This window comes from Azospirillum sp., from assembly GCF_035628975.1.
In the GTDB taxonomy this organism is placed as follows: domain Bacteria; phylum Pseudomonadota; class Alphaproteobacteria; order Azospirillales; family Azospirillaceae; genus Azospirillum.
Window position 1 is genome coordinate 24993 of the sequence record NZ_DASPIS010000015.1, and the last position, 13566, is coordinate 38558.

15 protein-coding genes are annotated in these 13566 nt (G+C 67.3%); 10 read left to right on the forward strand and 5 right to left on the reverse strand.

The window, feature by feature from the left end; genetic code table 11:
- Positions 1–66: 66 nt before the first annotated feature.
- The 5 genes from VD964_RS03225 to VD964_RS03245 all read left to right on the forward strand — a co-directional run bounded on the left by VD964_RS03225 (position 67) and on the right by VD964_RS03245 (position 2982).
- Positions 67–393, forward strand: coding sequence for a nucleotidyltransferase domain-containing protein (locus VD964_RS03225; RefSeq protein WP_324865506.1), 327 nt, complete (start codon positions 67–69; stop codon positions 391–393).
- Positions 383–799: a HEPN domain-containing protein gene (locus VD964_RS03230; protein ID WP_324865508.1), complete on the forward strand. Its 417-nt coding sequence runs from the start codon at positions 383–385 to the stop codon at positions 797–799. The genes VD964_RS03225 and VD964_RS03230 overlap by 11 nt, the downstream gene beginning before the upstream one ends.
- A complete protein-coding gene (locus VD964_RS03235; protein ID WP_324865510.1) occupies positions 796–1335 on the forward strand; it encodes a thioesterase family protein in 540 nt (179 codons plus the stop codon). Before VD964_RS03230 ends, VD964_RS03235 begins: the two co-directional genes overlap by 4 nt.
- On the forward strand, positions 1332–1853 hold the full coding sequence (locus VD964_RS03240; protein ID WP_324865512.1) for a pentapeptide repeat-containing protein: 522 nt from the start codon (positions 1332–1334) through the stop codon (positions 1851–1853). Before VD964_RS03235 ends, VD964_RS03240 begins: the two co-directional genes overlap by 4 nt.
- A gap of 100 nt (positions 1854–1953) precedes the next feature.
- Positions 1954–2982: a GGDEF domain-containing protein gene (locus tag VD964_RS03245; protein ID WP_324865514.1), complete on the forward strand. Its 1029-nt coding sequence runs from the start codon at positions 1954–1956 to the stop codon at positions 2980–2982.
- Between the two features lie 31 nt (positions 2983–3013).
- Here VD964_RS03245 and VD964_RS03250 read toward each other — a convergent pair whose 3' ends face one another.
- Together VD964_RS03250 and VD964_RS03255 are read right to left on the reverse strand one after the other, a co-directional pair.
- Entirely contained in the window at positions 3014–4081 is a 1068-nt protein-coding gene (locus tag VD964_RS03250) for an NAD(P)H-dependent flavin oxidoreductase (RefSeq protein WP_324865516.1), read from the reverse strand.
- Between the two features lie 133 nt (positions 4082–4214).
- Positions 4215–5102, reverse strand: a complete 888-nt coding sequence (locus tag VD964_RS03255) for a LysR family transcriptional regulator (RefSeq protein ID WP_324865518.1) — start codon at positions 5100–5102, stop codon at positions 4215–4217.
- A gap of 118 nt (positions 5103–5220) precedes the next feature.
- On the opposite strand from VD964_RS03255, the gene VD964_RS03260 reads away from it, so the two are divergent.
- Entirely contained in the window at positions 5221–6456 is a 1236-nt protein-coding gene (locus tag VD964_RS03260) for an MFS transporter (RefSeq protein WP_324865520.1), read from the forward strand.
- A gap of 74 nt (positions 6457–6530) precedes the next feature.
- On the opposite strand, the gene cysC is transcribed toward VD964_RS03260, so the two are convergent.
- The 3 genes from cysC to VD964_RS03275 are packed head-to-tail and all read right to left on the reverse strand — an operon-like array spanning position 6531 to position 9902.
- A complete protein-coding gene (cysC, locus tag VD964_RS03265; protein ID WP_324865522.1) occupies positions 6531–8399 on the reverse strand; it encodes an adenylyl-sulfate kinase in 1869 nt (622 codons plus the stop codon).
- Between the two features lies 1 nt (position 8400).
- Entirely contained in the window at positions 8401–9198 is a 798-nt protein-coding gene (gene cysD / locus VD964_RS03270; RefSeq protein ID WP_324865525.1) for a sulfate adenylyltransferase subunit CysD, read from the reverse strand.
- Positions 9195–9902: a phosphoadenylyl-sulfate reductase gene (locus VD964_RS03275; RefSeq protein ID WP_324865527.1), complete on the reverse strand. Its 708-nt coding sequence runs from the start codon at positions 9900–9902 to the stop codon at positions 9195–9197. The genes cysD and VD964_RS03275 overlap by 4 nt, the downstream gene beginning before the upstream one ends.
- 262 nt (positions 9903–10164) lie before the next feature.
- Between VD964_RS03275 and VD964_RS03280 the strand changes: the two genes are divergently transcribed.
- The 4 genes from VD964_RS03280 to VD964_RS03295 all read left to right on the forward strand — a co-directional run bounded on the left by VD964_RS03280 (position 10165) and on the right by VD964_RS03295 (position 13388).
- Positions 10165–10722 (forward strand): precorrin-2 dehydrogenase/sirohydrochlorin ferrochelatase family protein, encoded by a 558-nt coding sequence (locus VD964_RS03280; RefSeq protein ID WP_324865529.1) that lies wholly within the window; start codon positions 10165–10167, stop codon positions 10720–10722.
- 142 nt (positions 10723–10864) lie between these two features.
- Complete coding sequence (locus tag VD964_RS03285; RefSeq protein ID WP_324865531.1) at positions 10865–11152, forward strand: DUF2849 domain-containing protein; 288 nt, start codon at positions 10865–10867, stop codon at positions 11150–11152.
- Between the two features lie 57 nt (positions 11153–11209).
- Entirely contained in the window at positions 11210–12901 is a 1692-nt protein-coding gene (locus VD964_RS03290) for a nitrite/sulfite reductase (RefSeq protein ID WP_324865533.1), read from the forward strand.
- The gene (locus VD964_RS03295; protein ID WP_324865535.1) at positions 12888–13388 is read left to right on the forward strand and encodes a DUF934 domain-containing protein; all 501 of its coding nucleotides are present in this window, start codon (positions 12888–12890) and stop codon (positions 13386–13388) included. The genes VD964_RS03290 and VD964_RS03295 overlap by 14 nt, the downstream gene beginning before the upstream one ends.
- Positions 13389–13566: the final 178 nt, after the last annotated feature.

Below are 13566 nucleotides of genomic sequence, written 5' to 3' on the forward strand. Positions count from 1 at the left end.
GACTTCGACGTTGATCCTCCGCCGCCCGTTCCGTGTTAGGATGGGCAGCGGAGGATTTCCATGGGCATGGTCGACGCACGGAACGACGAGAAGCTGCAACTCCTGTTGGACCGGATCGTGCCGGCCCTGGAGCCGGAAGCCGTCTACCTGTTCGGCAGCCGGGCGCGCGGCGACTTCCATGAGGACAGCGACTACGACCTGCTGGTGATCGTACCCGACGACGCGCCGAAGGAGCGGCGGTCGGCTGTGTTCGCCCATGCGGCAAAGGCCGGGACCGGCATCCCGGCGGACATCGTGCCATGCCGGCGCTCCTTTTTCGAAGCGAACAAGGATCAGGTCGGTACATTGAGCTACAAGGCCACGCATGAGGGGGTTCAGGTCTATGGACCTTAGGGTCGGACCCGAAGCATGGCTGGCGACAGCATCCCTGGATCTGCGTGCCGGGCGAGCCTGTCTGTCAGTTCCGGCGCCCATCGTCACCGCCGCCGCTTACCATTGCCAGCAAGCCGCTGAAAAGCTGGTCAAAGCGGTGTTGGTCTGGCTGGGACAGGATGTGCCCCGCTCCCACGATATCGATTCCCTCGTTATGCGCGTCCCCCGCGATCTGCCAGTAAGGGACCGCTTGCTGCCCCTTGGCCGCTTCACCGCTTATGCCACCTTGTACCGGTATCCGGGTGAGGCGGGCGATGTCACGGACGAACCGACCGTAGAAGAGGTTTGCGGCTGGCTGGACGAGATCGAGGCCGTGCGGGACAGCATCGCAGCGGCCATCTATCCCGCGAATGGACCTCTTTCATGACCGCCACCCCCCTCGACCTCCACCGCGAGACCGTCCGCCCGGAGTGGATCGACTACAACGGGCACATGAACGTCGCCTATTACCTGCTGGCCTTCGACCATGCCACGGATGCCGTGCTGGACCGGTTCGGGATCGGCAAGGCCTATGTGGCGGCGGAGAACCGATCGGTCTTCGTCGTCGATGCCCACCTGACCTATGCCCGCGAGGTGACGGAAGGGGCGCCGCTCCGCTTCGACTCGCTGGTTCTGGGCGCGGACGCCAAGCGGCTGCATCTGTTCCACGAGATGCGGCATGCGGAAGACGGGTGGCTGGCGGCGACGGCGGAGTTCATGCTGCTGCACGTCGATCTGGGCAACCACAAGACCTGCCCGTTCCCGTCGGCGGTTGCGGCGGCTCTCGCCGAACAGGCGGCAGCCCATGCGGCCGGTCCCTGGCCGCCTCAGGCGGGACGGGCGGTGGCACGGTTGAATCCAGGCCCAATCCGACAGGGGCCGAGCTTGAGTTCACGGGCAATGCCCCCATCTATCGAGGAATGAAGAACGCCCTCGCCAATCGGCTCCGTTCCGCCTCTCTTCTGGCCGCCGCGGTTGTCACCATTCTTTCCGCCGGGCCGGCGCTGGCCGCCTGTACCGAGGCGGCGCAGCCGAAGGTCAACTGGCGGCGCTGTTCCATGGAGGGACAGACACTGACCGGGGTCGACCTCAGCGGCGCGATGCTGCGCGATGCGACCTTTCAGCGGGCCAATCTGGGGCAGGCCAAGCTGACCGACGCCGACGGCTATCGCGCGAGGTTCGTCAGCAGCACGGCGCCGGGGGCGATCTTCGACGGAGCGCGGCTGATCGAGGCCGATTTCACCCGGGCCAACCTCGCCGGCGCCAGTTTCCGCGATGCCGACCTGCGCAATGCCAAGATGGTGGGGGCGTCGCTGGTGCGGTCCGACTTGACCGGGGCCAAGCTGTCCGGCACCGATCTTCGCAACGCCGACCTGTCGGGCGCCCGCTGGACCGACGGCACGCACATCTGTGCGGAAAGCTCGATCGGGCAGTGCAACTAGAGCGGTTGCAACAACTCGCCGCATCGCCAAAAACCTTCTTGCCGTAAGGGCTTGGGCCGCGTACCGTTCGAAACCGAATGATTTTTGACGGACGACGGTCGTGGCGATCACGGAGGATTTCGAGCGTTCCAGCGGCCTTGCCGCGAAGGCCATGGAGCGGATGCTGTCCGACCGGCTGCCGCCCACCCCGGAAAACTTCACGCTCTGGTACGTCTACTTCAGCGGCCGCAACCCGGACCTGACCCGCGCCGTCGACCTGGCGCGCCGCGACGGGCAGAGCGCGTCGCAGACCCTGTGCGACGAGCTGTACAAGCGCTTCTTCACCACGGATGCGGAGGCGCAGGCGATCCGCGAGACCTCCGACAAGGCGCGCTACGCGCTGGGCCGCATCCTGGAGCAGCTGGGCAATGTCGGGTCGGAGACGGAGCGATACGGCAACGCCCTGACCGGCTTCCGGGACGAGCTGGACCAGCCGCTCAGCCTGCCGGAACTGCGGGCCATGGTCGCCGCCATCGCGGCGGAGACCAAGGAGATCGTCGACCGCCAGACCGCCCTGCAAAACCAGCTTCAGGAATCGAGCCAGCAATTGGCGGAGATGCGGGTCAGCCTGGACCATGCCCGGCGCGAGGCGCTGACCGACGGGCTGACCGGCATCGGCAACCGCAAGGCCTTCGACCTGATGCTGCAGGAGGCGATGGACGCATCGGTGCGGGATGAGCAGCCGCTGTCTCTGCTGATGGTCGACATCGACCATTTCAAGGCGTTCAACGACACCCACGGGCATCTGGTCGGCGACCATGTGCTGAAGCTGGTCGCCCGCATGCTGACCGAATGCATCAAGGGCCGCGACACCGCCGTCCGCTATGGCGGGGAGGAGTTCGCGATCATCCTGCCGCGCACCAGCCTTGAGAACGCCACCAAGCTGGCGGAGCAGGTGCGCAGCTTCGTCGGCGCCCGGCAGATCGTGAACAAGGCGCGCAATGCCAATTACGGCACCGTCGCCCTGTCGGTCGGCGTCGCCGAGTTCCGCGTCGGCGAGCAGGCGATGGCGCTGGTCCGACGCGCCGACCAGGCGCTCTATGCAGCCAAGCGTGGCGGCCGCAACCGGGTGATGGCCGAGACCGCCTGAACCGACCGCCTGAGTCCAGCGTCCCCCTTGATCAGCCGCCCAGCCGACGCCGCACCTCCTCGGTCCCGTGCAGAAGCTCCGTGACCAGTTCCCCCGCCGGCCGGCGTTGCGCAAGCCGCAGCCCCTGGCCGGCCCACAGCGACAGGAACTCCGCCCGGCCGGCCTTGCCGGCGGCGGTGCGCAGCGGCCGGGTCAGCGCGTTCTGTAGGGGGAAGGGCAGCACCGCGTCGGGCGCTGCCGGGTCCTCCACTGCCTCCATGAAGCGGTTGACGATGCCGCGGGCCGGCCGGCCGGAAAAGGCGCGGGTCAGCCGGGTCTGATCCTCGCGTGCCGTGAGGATGGCGGCCTTGTGCGCCTCCGGGATGCCGGCCTCGTCGCTGGTCAGGAAAACTGTCCCCATCTGCACCGCGGTGGCGCCCAACGCCAACGCCGCGGCGATGCCGCGCCCGTCCATGATGCCGCCCGACGCGATCACCGGAACACCGACGGCATCGGCCACCTGCGGAACCAGCGCCATGGTGCCGACCAGATTGGCAGCCGGATCGCCGATGAAGCTGCCGCGATGCCCCCCGGCCTCGCTGCCCTGGGCGATCACCGCATCGACGCCGGCCTGTTCCAGCGCCACCGCCTCCGCCACCGTGGTCGCGGTGCCCAGCACCCGCATGCCGTGCGCCTTGGCCGCGGCCACGCTGTCGGCCGGCGGCAGTCCGAAGGTGACGCTGTAATAGACCGCCCCGCTATCCAGCAGCGCCGCGAACTGCCGGTCGAACCCGTCGCCGGCAGCGGAGGGCGCCTCCGGTGCCGGCAGTCCCAGTTCGGCGTAGAAAGGTGCAACCCTGGCCAGGGCGTTGGCCATCATCGGCGCGGGACCGGGTGCCGGCGTCGGTGCGAACAGGTTGATGCCGAAGGGCAGGGCGGTGCGGCTGCGGATATCGAGCGCTCGCTCGGCGATCTGCGCGTCGGTCAGGTAGGCCGCCCCGACGAAGCCCAGGCCGCCGGCCTCGTTGACCGCCGCGACCAGCGCCGCCGTATCGCCACCGCCCGCCATCGGCGCCTGGATCACCGGCGAGCGCAGCCCGAGCCGGTCAAGGGAGTCCATGAAAGAGGGCATGTCCGTCTCCGTCGCTTCGACAACGCAAGCGATGCTACGCCCCGCCGGCTTTCACGGCCAATGACTTGTTCTGAAGGCGGCGTTCACTTCGGGTGAAGGGAGGATGCGGTCGCCGCGGCCGTTATCGGTCCATCTCCCGTGCCAGCGCCAGGAAGCCTGCGATGTACTCGACCGCCTCTTCGCCGCGGCGGGTACCGAGATGGATGCTCTTGCCGATGCCGTCAGGGCCGAGGCGCAAGCAGCGGACCGGCAGGTGGGAGCCCTCCTCGCGCACCAGCCAATCCGGCAGGACGGTGACCCCGCGTCCGGCGGCGACCAGCTGCAGCATCAGGTCGGTCGTCTCCGCCGTCCGGTGGCGGCGCGGACGGCAATGCGCCGGCACGAGGAAGCGCGTGAAGACATCCAGCCGCTCCAGGCCGACCGGAACGGTGATCAGCTCCTCGTCCTGCAGGTCCTGCGGCTGGACCAGCCCGCGCGCGGCCAGTGGATGGGCTTCATGCACCACCAGGACCAGTTCGTAGTCGAAGACGGGCGTGAAGAGGATATCGGGTGAAGTGATCGGATCAGGCGTGATCAGCAGATCGATTTCGTTGTCCTGCAGCGCGGCGATTCCGTCGAAACGGAAGGCTGTGCGTACCTCCAGATCCACATCCGGCCATTGCGTCAGATAGGCCGCAGTCATCCGCATCAGCCATTTCTGGCACGGGTGGCATTCCATCCCCACCCGCAGCGCCCCGCGCTGGCCCGAGGCGAAATCGGCCAGAACCCGCTCGGCATGCTCGATCTGCGGCAGCACGCGCTGTGCAAGCGCCAGAAGATGCTTGCCGGCCTGGGTGAAGCGGAGGCTGCGTCCTTTCTTCGTCCAGATCTCGATGCCGTAGCGTTCCTCGACCTTGCGGATCGTGTGGCTCAGCGCCGACTGGCTGACGTTCAACCGCCCGGCGGCGGCGGTGACGCTGCCCAGGCGGTCAACCTCCCGCAGGATCGCCAGAAGCTGGCGGTCGATCATTCATGACTCCCGCTCATCCATCCATGAGAACAAACCATTTCCGTTCATAATGGGCGACGGTTACTCATGGATCAACCGTTCCCGCCGGCACTGGCCGACGCACCGCCCGAGGATCGCCATGCCGCAAGCCGAAGCCACGCACGCCGCCGATACCGAACTCGCCTCCACCTCCGTGAGCCGGCACGAGTTCGGAAACGTCACGCGGCTGGTCGTCGCGCAGGCGCTTGCCGGGGCCAATGCGGTGGTCGTCTATGCCACCGGCGCCATCGTCGGCAACACGCTGGCGCCCAGCGCGGCGCTGGCGACGCTGCCGATCTCCATCTTCGTGGTCGGAATGGCGGTGTGCACCTTGCCGGCCGGGACCATCGCCCGCCTGTATGGCCGGCGCGCCGCATTCCTTGCCGGTACAGGATGCGGCGTCCTCGTCGGCCTGCTGTCCTGGCTTGCGATCCTGCTGGGGTCCTTCTGGCTGTTCTGCGCGGCGATGATCCCCGGCGGCGCCTATGCCGCGGTGGTGCTCTCCTTCCGCTTCGCCGCCGCCGACTGCACCTCGCCCGAGCGGCGCCCGCGGGCGATGTCCGCCGTCATGGCGGGGGGCGTGGTCGCCGGAATCGTCGGGCCGCAGCTGGTCACCCATACGATGAACCTGTGGCCGCCCTACCTGTTCGCGGCGACCTATGTGGCGCAGGCCGCGGTCGCCGCCCTGTCCGCGCTCGTCCTGCTCGGTGTCCGTCTGCCGAAGCCGACGGCGGCGGAGGTGGCCGGAGGGCGGTCGGCCGGCCAGATCCTGCGCCAGCCCCGCTTCATCACCGCCGTGATCTGCGGGGTGGTGTCCTACCTGCTGATGAACTTCATCATGACGGCGGCCCCGCTGGCGATGCGGCTGTGCGGGTTGTCGCAGGAATCGGCCAATCTCGGCCTGCAATGGCATGTCATCGCGATGTACGCCCCCAGCTTCTTCACCGGCCGTCTCATCACCCGCTTCGGCGCTCCCCGCCTGGTCGCCGCCGGATTGGCGCTGATCGCCGCGTCCGCCGCCGTGGGACTGATGGGGCTGGATGTGGCCCATTTCTGGGTGAGCCTGATCCTGCTGGGGGTGGGCTGGAACTTCGGCTTCCTCGGCGCCTCGGCCCTGGTGTTGGAGTGCCACCGGCCGGAGGAGAAGACGCGGGTGCAATCGCTGAACGACTTCATCGTCTTCGGCACGATGGCCTTCGGCTCTTTTGCCTCCGGCGGATTGCTGACCAGCTACGGGTGGGAGTCCGTCCTGTGGATCTCGTTCCTGCCGCTGGCGGTGGCGTGCGCGGCGCTGGTCGTCACCGCATTTTACCGCAGTGACAGCAAGGCCGCTTGAAAACACGTCGGGCGCGGTCTTTCCCCCGCGCCCGAAGCTTCACCACAGTGACACCGACCCTCAGATCACGCCCATCAAATGACGTAGGTCAGCTCTTTCTCCGACTTCAGGCTGTTCTTGCCCAAGGTCTCGTCGACATAGTCGAGCAGCTGGGCCAGCGCCTCGCTGCGGCTCAGCGTGTCGGTGTCGATCACCAGTTCGGGCTGGTCCGGCGCCTCGTAGGGGGCGGAGATGCCGGTGAACTCGGCGATCTCGCCGGCCCGCGCCTTCTTGTAGAGGCCCTTGGGATCGCGCTCTTCGCAGGTGGCGAGGTTGGCGGCGACGTACACCTCGTGGAAGCGCTCGCCGCCGATTACCCGCGCCTTGGCCCGGTCGGACTTCAGCGGCGAAATCAGCGAGGCGATCACCACCATGCCGGCGTCGGCGAACAGCTTCGCCGTCTCGGCCACCCGGCGGATGTTCTCCGCCCGGTCGTCGGCGGAGAAGCCCAAGCCCGCGTTCAGCCCGTTGCGGACGTTGTCGCCGTCCAGCACGAAGGTCTGCCAGCCGCGGTCGAACAGCGCGCGTTCCAGCGCCATCGCCAGCGTCGACTTGCCGGCACCGGACAGGCCGGTCAGCCAGACGATGCCGCCTTTGTGGCCGTTGGACTGGGCGCGCTCCTCCAGCGAGACGGTGTGCGACACCTCGGTGATGTTGGCCGCCGCGGCGTCCTCGATCTCCACCACGAGGCAGCCGCCGACCACGTCGTTGCCGTCGATCAGGGCACCGCGGCCGGTGCGCGGCAGGGCCGATGCCAGATCGAGCGCAATCGGCGAGCGGGAGCGCAGGACGACCTCGGCCACCTCGTTGCGGCGGACCGCCTTGCCGGGGGTGCTGGACAGATCCTCCACGTCGATGACCGCCGTCACCTGCTCCACCGTCACGCGGTGTTCTGCGGTGGCGATCTTCAGCGTGTAGGTCTTCCCCACCACCAGCGGGTCCGACACCAGCCAGAACAGCCGCACGCTCAGCCGGTGGGCCAGCGTCGGGGCGTCGGCCTGATGGTGGGCGATGTGGCCGCGCTCGGCGAAGATGCGCTTGTCCAGCGTGATGCCGATGCTCTGCCCAGCCTGGGCCGACGGCACCGTCTCCGGATGGTTCCACGCCTCGATGCTGACCACCTTGGCGCTGGCACCGGTGGGCGAGAAGTGCAGGGTGTCGCCGACGCGCAGCCGCCCGCTTTCGATGCGGCCGGCCAGGATGCGGCGGTCGTCCGGCTTGTAGACGTCCTGCAGGGGCAGGCGCAGCGGCTGGTCGGGCGAGGTCTGCTGCGGACGGAAGGCGTCCAGCTGCTCGATCACCGTGGGGCCGAGATACCAGTCCGACTGCTCGCTGCGGCTGACGATGTTGTCGCCGTTGCGGGCGGACACCGGGATCACCGCCTTCGGCTGCAACCCAAGCTCGGCCAGATAGTCCTTGATCTCCTGCGCCACGACTTCGTAGCGGCGGCTGGAGAACTCGACCTTGTCCATCTTGTTGACGACGACCGCGACCTGACGCACGCCCAGCAGATGCAGCAGGAAGGCGTGGCGGCGCGACTGTTCCAGCGCGCCTTCGTCGGCGTCGATCACCAGCAGCGCGGCGTCGGCCTGGGAGGCGCCGGTCACCATGTTCTTCAGGAACTCGGTGTGGCCCGGCGCGTCGATGATGACGTAGGGGCGCTGCGCCGTCTTGAAGTGGATCTGCGTGGTGTCGATGGTGATGCCCTGGTCACGCTCGGCCTGGAGCGCGTCCATCACGAAGGCCCATTCGAACGGCATGCCGCGCTTGCGGCTCATCTCGCGGACCTGCTCCACCTTGCCGTCGGGCAGGCTGCCGGTGTCGTTCAGCAGGCGGCCGATCAGCGTGGACTTGCCATGGTCGACATGGCCGACGATGACGATGCGAAGTTGAGAATGCGGCATCTTACATGTACCCCACGCTGCGCAGGCGTTCGAAGCTGTCTTCGGATTCGTTGTCCATCGCGCGGCCGGCGCGCTCCGGAATGCGGGTCACCTGAAGCTCGGCGATGATCTCGTCGATGGTGGATGCGGTGCTGTCGACCGGGAAGGTGATGTTCTTCTCGCCCAGCGAGCGGTAGCGCTTGCCGTCCTTGGCAAAGTACAGCGGAACGATGGGAATGCCCTCGCGCTGCGAATAGCGCCAGATGTCCAGCTCGGTCCAAGCCAGCAGCGGGTGGATGCGGACATGCACGCCTTCGGGGAAGCGGGTCTTGTAATGGTCCCAGAACTCCGCCGGCTGGTCCTTGACGTCCCAGTCGCCTTCCAGCGAGCGGGGCGAGAACACGCGCTCCTTGGCGCGGGTCGCCTGTTCGTCGCGGCGGATGCCCACCATCACGCCCTGATAGGCGTGGTCGCGCAGCAGGTTCTTCAGACCTTCCGTCTTGCGTGCGGCGGCACGCGTCAGGGGGGGAAGGGTCTGGTCCATCTCCTCTTCCGGCGGGCATTGCTCCACCTTCAGGTCAAGGCCCCATTCCTTGGTGATGCGGTCGCGGAACTCGTAGACTTCCGGCAGCTCCATGGCGGTGTCGAGCTGCACGACGGGGAAGGGAATGCGGCCGAAGAACGCCTTGCGGCAGAGCCAGAGCAGCGCGTTGCTGTCCTTGCCGATCGACCAGAGCATCGCCAGCTTGTCGATGCGGTTGTAGGCTTCGCGCAGAATATAGATGCTCTGGTTTTCGAGCTGGTCGAGATCGGCGCTCATCGGGCGATTCCAATCATGGTGGTGTGTATGCCGCATTCGGTCTTGGCGCTGCCGGCCCAACGGCCGGAGCGCGGGTCGGCACCGGGCGCTACTCGCTCGGTGCAGGTGTAACAGCCGATCGACAGGAACCCGTCGGCCTCCAGCGGGTGGCGCGGCAGGTCGCGCCGGGTGAACTCCTCCTCCAGCCGGTCCTTGTCCCAGTTGGCCAGCGGGTTGACCTTCACGCGGCCCCCCTCCGTCTCGAACAGGGGCAGGGCGGCGCGGGTCGCGGACTGGAACCGCTTGCGCCCCGTCACCCAGGCCTCCAGCCCGGCGGCGGCCAGCGCGCGGTCCAGCGGCACCGTCTTGCGCAGGTGGCAGCAGGCGTCGTAATCGCGGTTGAACAGCATGCCGTCCTTGTCGCCGGCGGCGAGGTCGTCGGCGGTCGGACCGATCTCCCGCACATCCCGGAGGCCGAGCCGCTTCACCAACTGGTCGCGGTAGCGCAGGGTCTCGCCGAACAGCTTGCCGGTATTCACAAACAGAACCGGGAAATCCGGCGTCGCCTCGGCGGCCAGCGCCAGCAGCACCGCGGATTCGGCGCCGAAAGAGGACAGCAGTGCGATGCGCCCGCCGAACACGTCATGCATGGCGGCCAGCAAAGGCGCGCCTTCCAGCGTGCCGTAGCTGTCGGTCAGATGTTTCACCCGTATCGCGGCGTCCATCGTCAGCTGCCTTTCGCGGTGGCCACATTATCTACTTAAATAGTAGATTTAGCGTTCGTGTTTGCACATTAACACCGGCGGAAAACCCGTGCAACGTAAATACATTCTCTACTTGTTTAATAGGCTTGTGCTGCGCTGCAGAGCTTTGTGTGAAATATGTTGATTGTGTCGGCGGGCCTGGGCTAAATACCGCCATGCACATGATCTCCATCATAGGGACTGGCCTCCGCCGCTCCGCGTCGTCCGCTCCGGCGGTACGGCCATGATTCCGCTGGCGCTCGACCCGTCGCGTGTGGCGATCGCGTTGGCCGGCAACGGTCCGCTCGCGGTTCGGCGCCTGACGCAATTGCGCGAGGGCGGGGCCGACCCGGCGGTGTATTCACCGGTTCCGGATGGGGAATTGGCCGAACTCGCCGGTGACCGTCTGGTGCGGGCCTTGCCGGATGCCAAGGATTTGGACACGGTCGGCGTGTTGTACGTCATGGGGCTGGGGCCGGAGACCGAGACGGCACTGGCGGAGCTGGCGCGGTCGCGCCGCGTGCTGGTGAATGTCGAGGATGTCATCCCCTTGTGTGATTTCCACTCGCCCTCCGTGGTGCGGCGTGGCGATCTGGTGATGACGGTCTCCACCGGCGGCCGCAGCCCGACCCTCGCCAGCCTCCTGCGCCAGCGGCTGGAGGCCCTGTTCCCGGAAGAGTGGGCGGAGCGGCTGCGCACCATCGCCGACTTCCGCAACCGCCGCCGGGCGGAGGGGGCGTCGATGGCCGAGGTCGCCAAGGAGACCCGCGCGATGATCGACAGGGAAAAATGGCTGCCGTGAGGACCTCCCGCGCCGCCTCCCACGCCGCCGCGCCGAATTCACTGCCGGACCCTCACCGGTTCGGGTAAGACACCAAACGCGTTCGAGAACGACCAGCCAGGAGAGCCAGATGTCGGCCAAGGATCGATCGAAGGAAGGATCGATGAAAGCCATCACCGCCAACCGCCTGCGCGACGGGGAAGTCGTGTTCCTGGGCGAAGGCGGCGTGTGGGTCGAGTCCTTCGCCGAGGCCGCGCTGTTCCCGCGCGCCGAGGCCGACGGGGTGCTGGCCGCCGCCAAGGAAAAGGCGGAGCGCGAGCAGTTCGGCGTCGACATCTACGCCTTCGAGGTGGTGGAGCAGGACGGCATCCCGGTCCCGGCGACGATGCGCGAGCGCATCCGCACCGCCGGCCCGACCGTGCGCCTGGATCTGGGCAAGCAGGCCGCCTGACTTCCTGCCTCATTTAATGAACGCTGGCCGTTCCGGCGGCCCTGAGGGTTTATCGACATGAACCACATCGCGCCCGGCGCCCGTGCCGGCATCTATCATTACGACGAGATCGACCGGCAGTTCGTCGCCGAGCGCGTCGAGCAGTTCCGCAAACAGGTCGACCGCCGCCTGTCTGGCGAGCTGACGGAGGAGGAGTTCAAGCCGATCCGGCTGATGAACGGCCTCTATCTGCAGCTTCACGCCTACATGCTGCGCATCGCCGTGCCCTATGGCGTGATGTCCGCCACCCAGCTGCGCAAGCTGTCGGCCATCGGGCGCCGGTACGACCGCGGCTACGGCCATTTCACCACCCGCCAGAACCTGCAGTACAACTGGATTAAGCTGGAGGACACCCCGGCGATCCTGCATGAGCTGGCCGAGGTGGACATGCACGCGCTGCAGACCAGCGGCAACTGCGTGCGCAACGTGACGACCGACCCCTTCGTCGGCGCCGCCAAGGACGAGGTGGTGGACGGCCGCGTCTATGCCGAGATCCTGCGGCAGTGGACAACGATGCATCCCGAGTTCACCTATCTGCCGCGCAAGTTCAAGATCGCCATCTCCGGCGCGGAGAGCGACCGTGCCGCGGTGCGCATCCACGACGTCGGCCTGCTGGCGCGCCGCAACGACAAGGGCGAGGCCGGCTTCTCCTTCTATGTCGGCGGCGGTCTCGGCCGCTCGCCCTTCGTCGGCAAGCTGGTGCGCGAGTGGGTGGCGCAGGAGGATTTCGTCGCCTACCTGGAAGCCATCCTGCGCGTCTACAACCAGTATGGCCGCCGCGACAACATCTATAAGGCGCGCATCAAGATCCTGGTGCACGAGTTGGGGCTGGAGAAGTTCACCCAGGAGGTGGAGGAAGAGTTCGCGCGGCTGCGCGGCCCCAAATACCGCCTGGACCCGGAGGTCGTCGACGCCATCCGCCAGCATTTCGCCCCGCCGCCCTTCGAGGAGCTGCCCGACCATTCCGACGCGCTGGAGCGCGCCAAGGCCGCGGACCCGGCCTTCGCCAACTGGCTGGCGGTGAATGTCGCGGAGCACAAGGCGCCGGGCTATGCCATCGCCACCATCTCGCTGAAGCCGGCCGGCGGCATCCCCGGCGACGCCACCTGCGAGCAGATGGACCTCGTCGCCGATCTGGCCGAGCGCTATAGCTTCGGCGAGCTGCGCGTCACCCATGTTCAGAACCTCGTCCTCGCCCACGTGAAGAAGGACGACCTCTACGACCTGTGGAAGCAGCTGGACGCGGCGGAGCTGGGCAGCGCCAATGCCGGGCTGATCGGCGACATCATTGCCTGCCCGGGGCTGGACTACTGCGCGCTGGCCAATGCCCGCTCGATCCCGCTGGCTCAGGCGATCTCGGCCCGCTTCGCCGATCCGGTCCGCCAGCGCACCATCGGTGAACTCGGCATCAAGATCAGCGGCTGCATCAACGCCTGCGGCCATCACCATGTCGGCGCCATCGGCATCCTCGGCGTCGACAAGAAGGGCACCGAGTACTACCAGATCACGGTGGGCGGCGACCCGACGCTGACCACGGCCATCGGCGACATCCTGGGCCCGGCGGTGACCGAGACCGAGGCGGTGGACGCCATCGAGGCCATCGTCGACGTCTATCTCGCCAACCGCTCGGGCGAGGGCGAGCGTTTCATCGACACCCTCAAGCGCGTCGGCCATGCCCCGTTCAAGGAGAGAATCTATGCCGCTGATTGAGAATGGGCGCATCGGCGAGGACGCCTGGAGCTTCATCCCCGACGGCGAGCCGGTGCCCAACGACCGCCCGGTCATCATCAGCTTCGAGCGTTGGCAGGCGGAGCGCGACAGCTTCGACGGACGCAACGCCAAGCTGGGCGTGCGGCTGAAGAGCGGCACGCTGGCAGGGGCTATCGCCGCCGATCTCGACCGCTTTGCCCTGGTGGCGGTGGAATTCGCCAAGTTCCGCGACGGCCGCGGCTTCTCCACCGCGCGCGAGCTGCGCGAGCGCTACGGCTACACCGGCGAGATCCGCGCGGTCGGCCATGTCATCCCCGACCAGTATCTCTATCTCGTCCGCACCGGCTTCACCTCCGTCGAGGCGCCGGAGGGCACCAACCCGGACAGCTGGGCCAACGCGCTGACCGAGGTCACCATCGCCTTCCAGCCGAGCCTGGACGACACGGCACCGCTGTCGCTGCTGCGCCGCAAGCTGAAGGTGGGGTAGGGCGTTTTCCGCCGGTTCTTCCGGCGGTTCGTCACAGGGAAGCGAAGGGCGCCCGATCCGACCGGATTCGGCGCCCTTTTTCCGTTTTCCGAATGACAGGGCAGGGGAAGGCCGCGCCGGTCGTGTCGGAGAGGGTGCAATTTCAGAGATTAAATATGATGATTCATCTCGTCATATA

Coding starts and splice junctions, on each gene's coding strand:
- VD964_RS03225 (WP_324865506.1), top strand. CDS start 67: ATGGTCGACGCACGGAACGACGAGAAGCTGCAACTCCTGTTGGACCGG.
- VD964_RS03230 (WP_324865508.1), top strand. CDS start 383: ATGGACCTTAGGGTCGGACCCGAAGCATGGCTGGCGACAGCATCCCTG.
- VD964_RS03235 (WP_324865510.1), top strand. CDS start 796: ATGACCGCCACCCCCCTCGACCTCCACCGCGAGACCGTCCGCCCGGAG.
- VD964_RS03240 (WP_324865512.1), top strand. CDS start 1,332: ATGAAGAACGCCCTCGCCAATCGGCTCCGTTCCGCCTCTCTTCTGGCC.
- VD964_RS03250 (WP_324865516.1), bottom strand. CDS start 4,081: ATGGACTCCCTTGACCGGCTCGGGCTGCGCTCGCCGGTGATCCAGGCG.
- VD964_RS03255 (WP_324865518.1), bottom strand. CDS start 5,102: ATGATCGACCGCCAGCTTCTGGCGATCCTGCGGGAGGTTGACCGCCTG.
- VD964_RS03260 (WP_324865520.1), top strand. CDS start 5,221: ATGCCGCAAGCCGAAGCCACGCACGCCGCCGATACCGAACTCGCCTCC.
- cysC (WP_324865522.1), bottom strand. CDS start 8,399: ATGCCGCATTCTCAACTTCGCATCGTCATCGTCGGCCATGTCGACCAT.
- cysD (WP_324865525.1), bottom strand. CDS start 9,198: ATGAGCGCCGATCTCGACCAGCTCGAAAACCAGAGCATCTATATTCTG.
- VD964_RS03275 (WP_324865527.1), bottom strand. CDS start 9,902: ATGGACGCCGCGATACGGGTGAAACATCTGACCGACAGCTACGGCACG.
- VD964_RS03280 (WP_324865529.1), top strand. CDS start 10,165: ATGATTCCGCTGGCGCTCGACCCGTCGCGTGTGGCGATCGCGTTGGCC.
- VD964_RS03285 (WP_324865531.1), top strand. CDS start 10,865: ATGAAAGCCATCACCGCCAACCGCCTGCGCGACGGGGAAGTCGTGTTC.
- VD964_RS03290 (WP_324865533.1), top strand. CDS start 11,210: ATGAACCACATCGCGCCCGGCGCCCGTGCCGGCATCTATCATTACGAC.
- VD964_RS03295 (WP_324865535.1), top strand. CDS start 12,888: ATGCCGCTGATTGAGAATGGGCGCATCGGCGAGGACGCCTGGAGCTTC.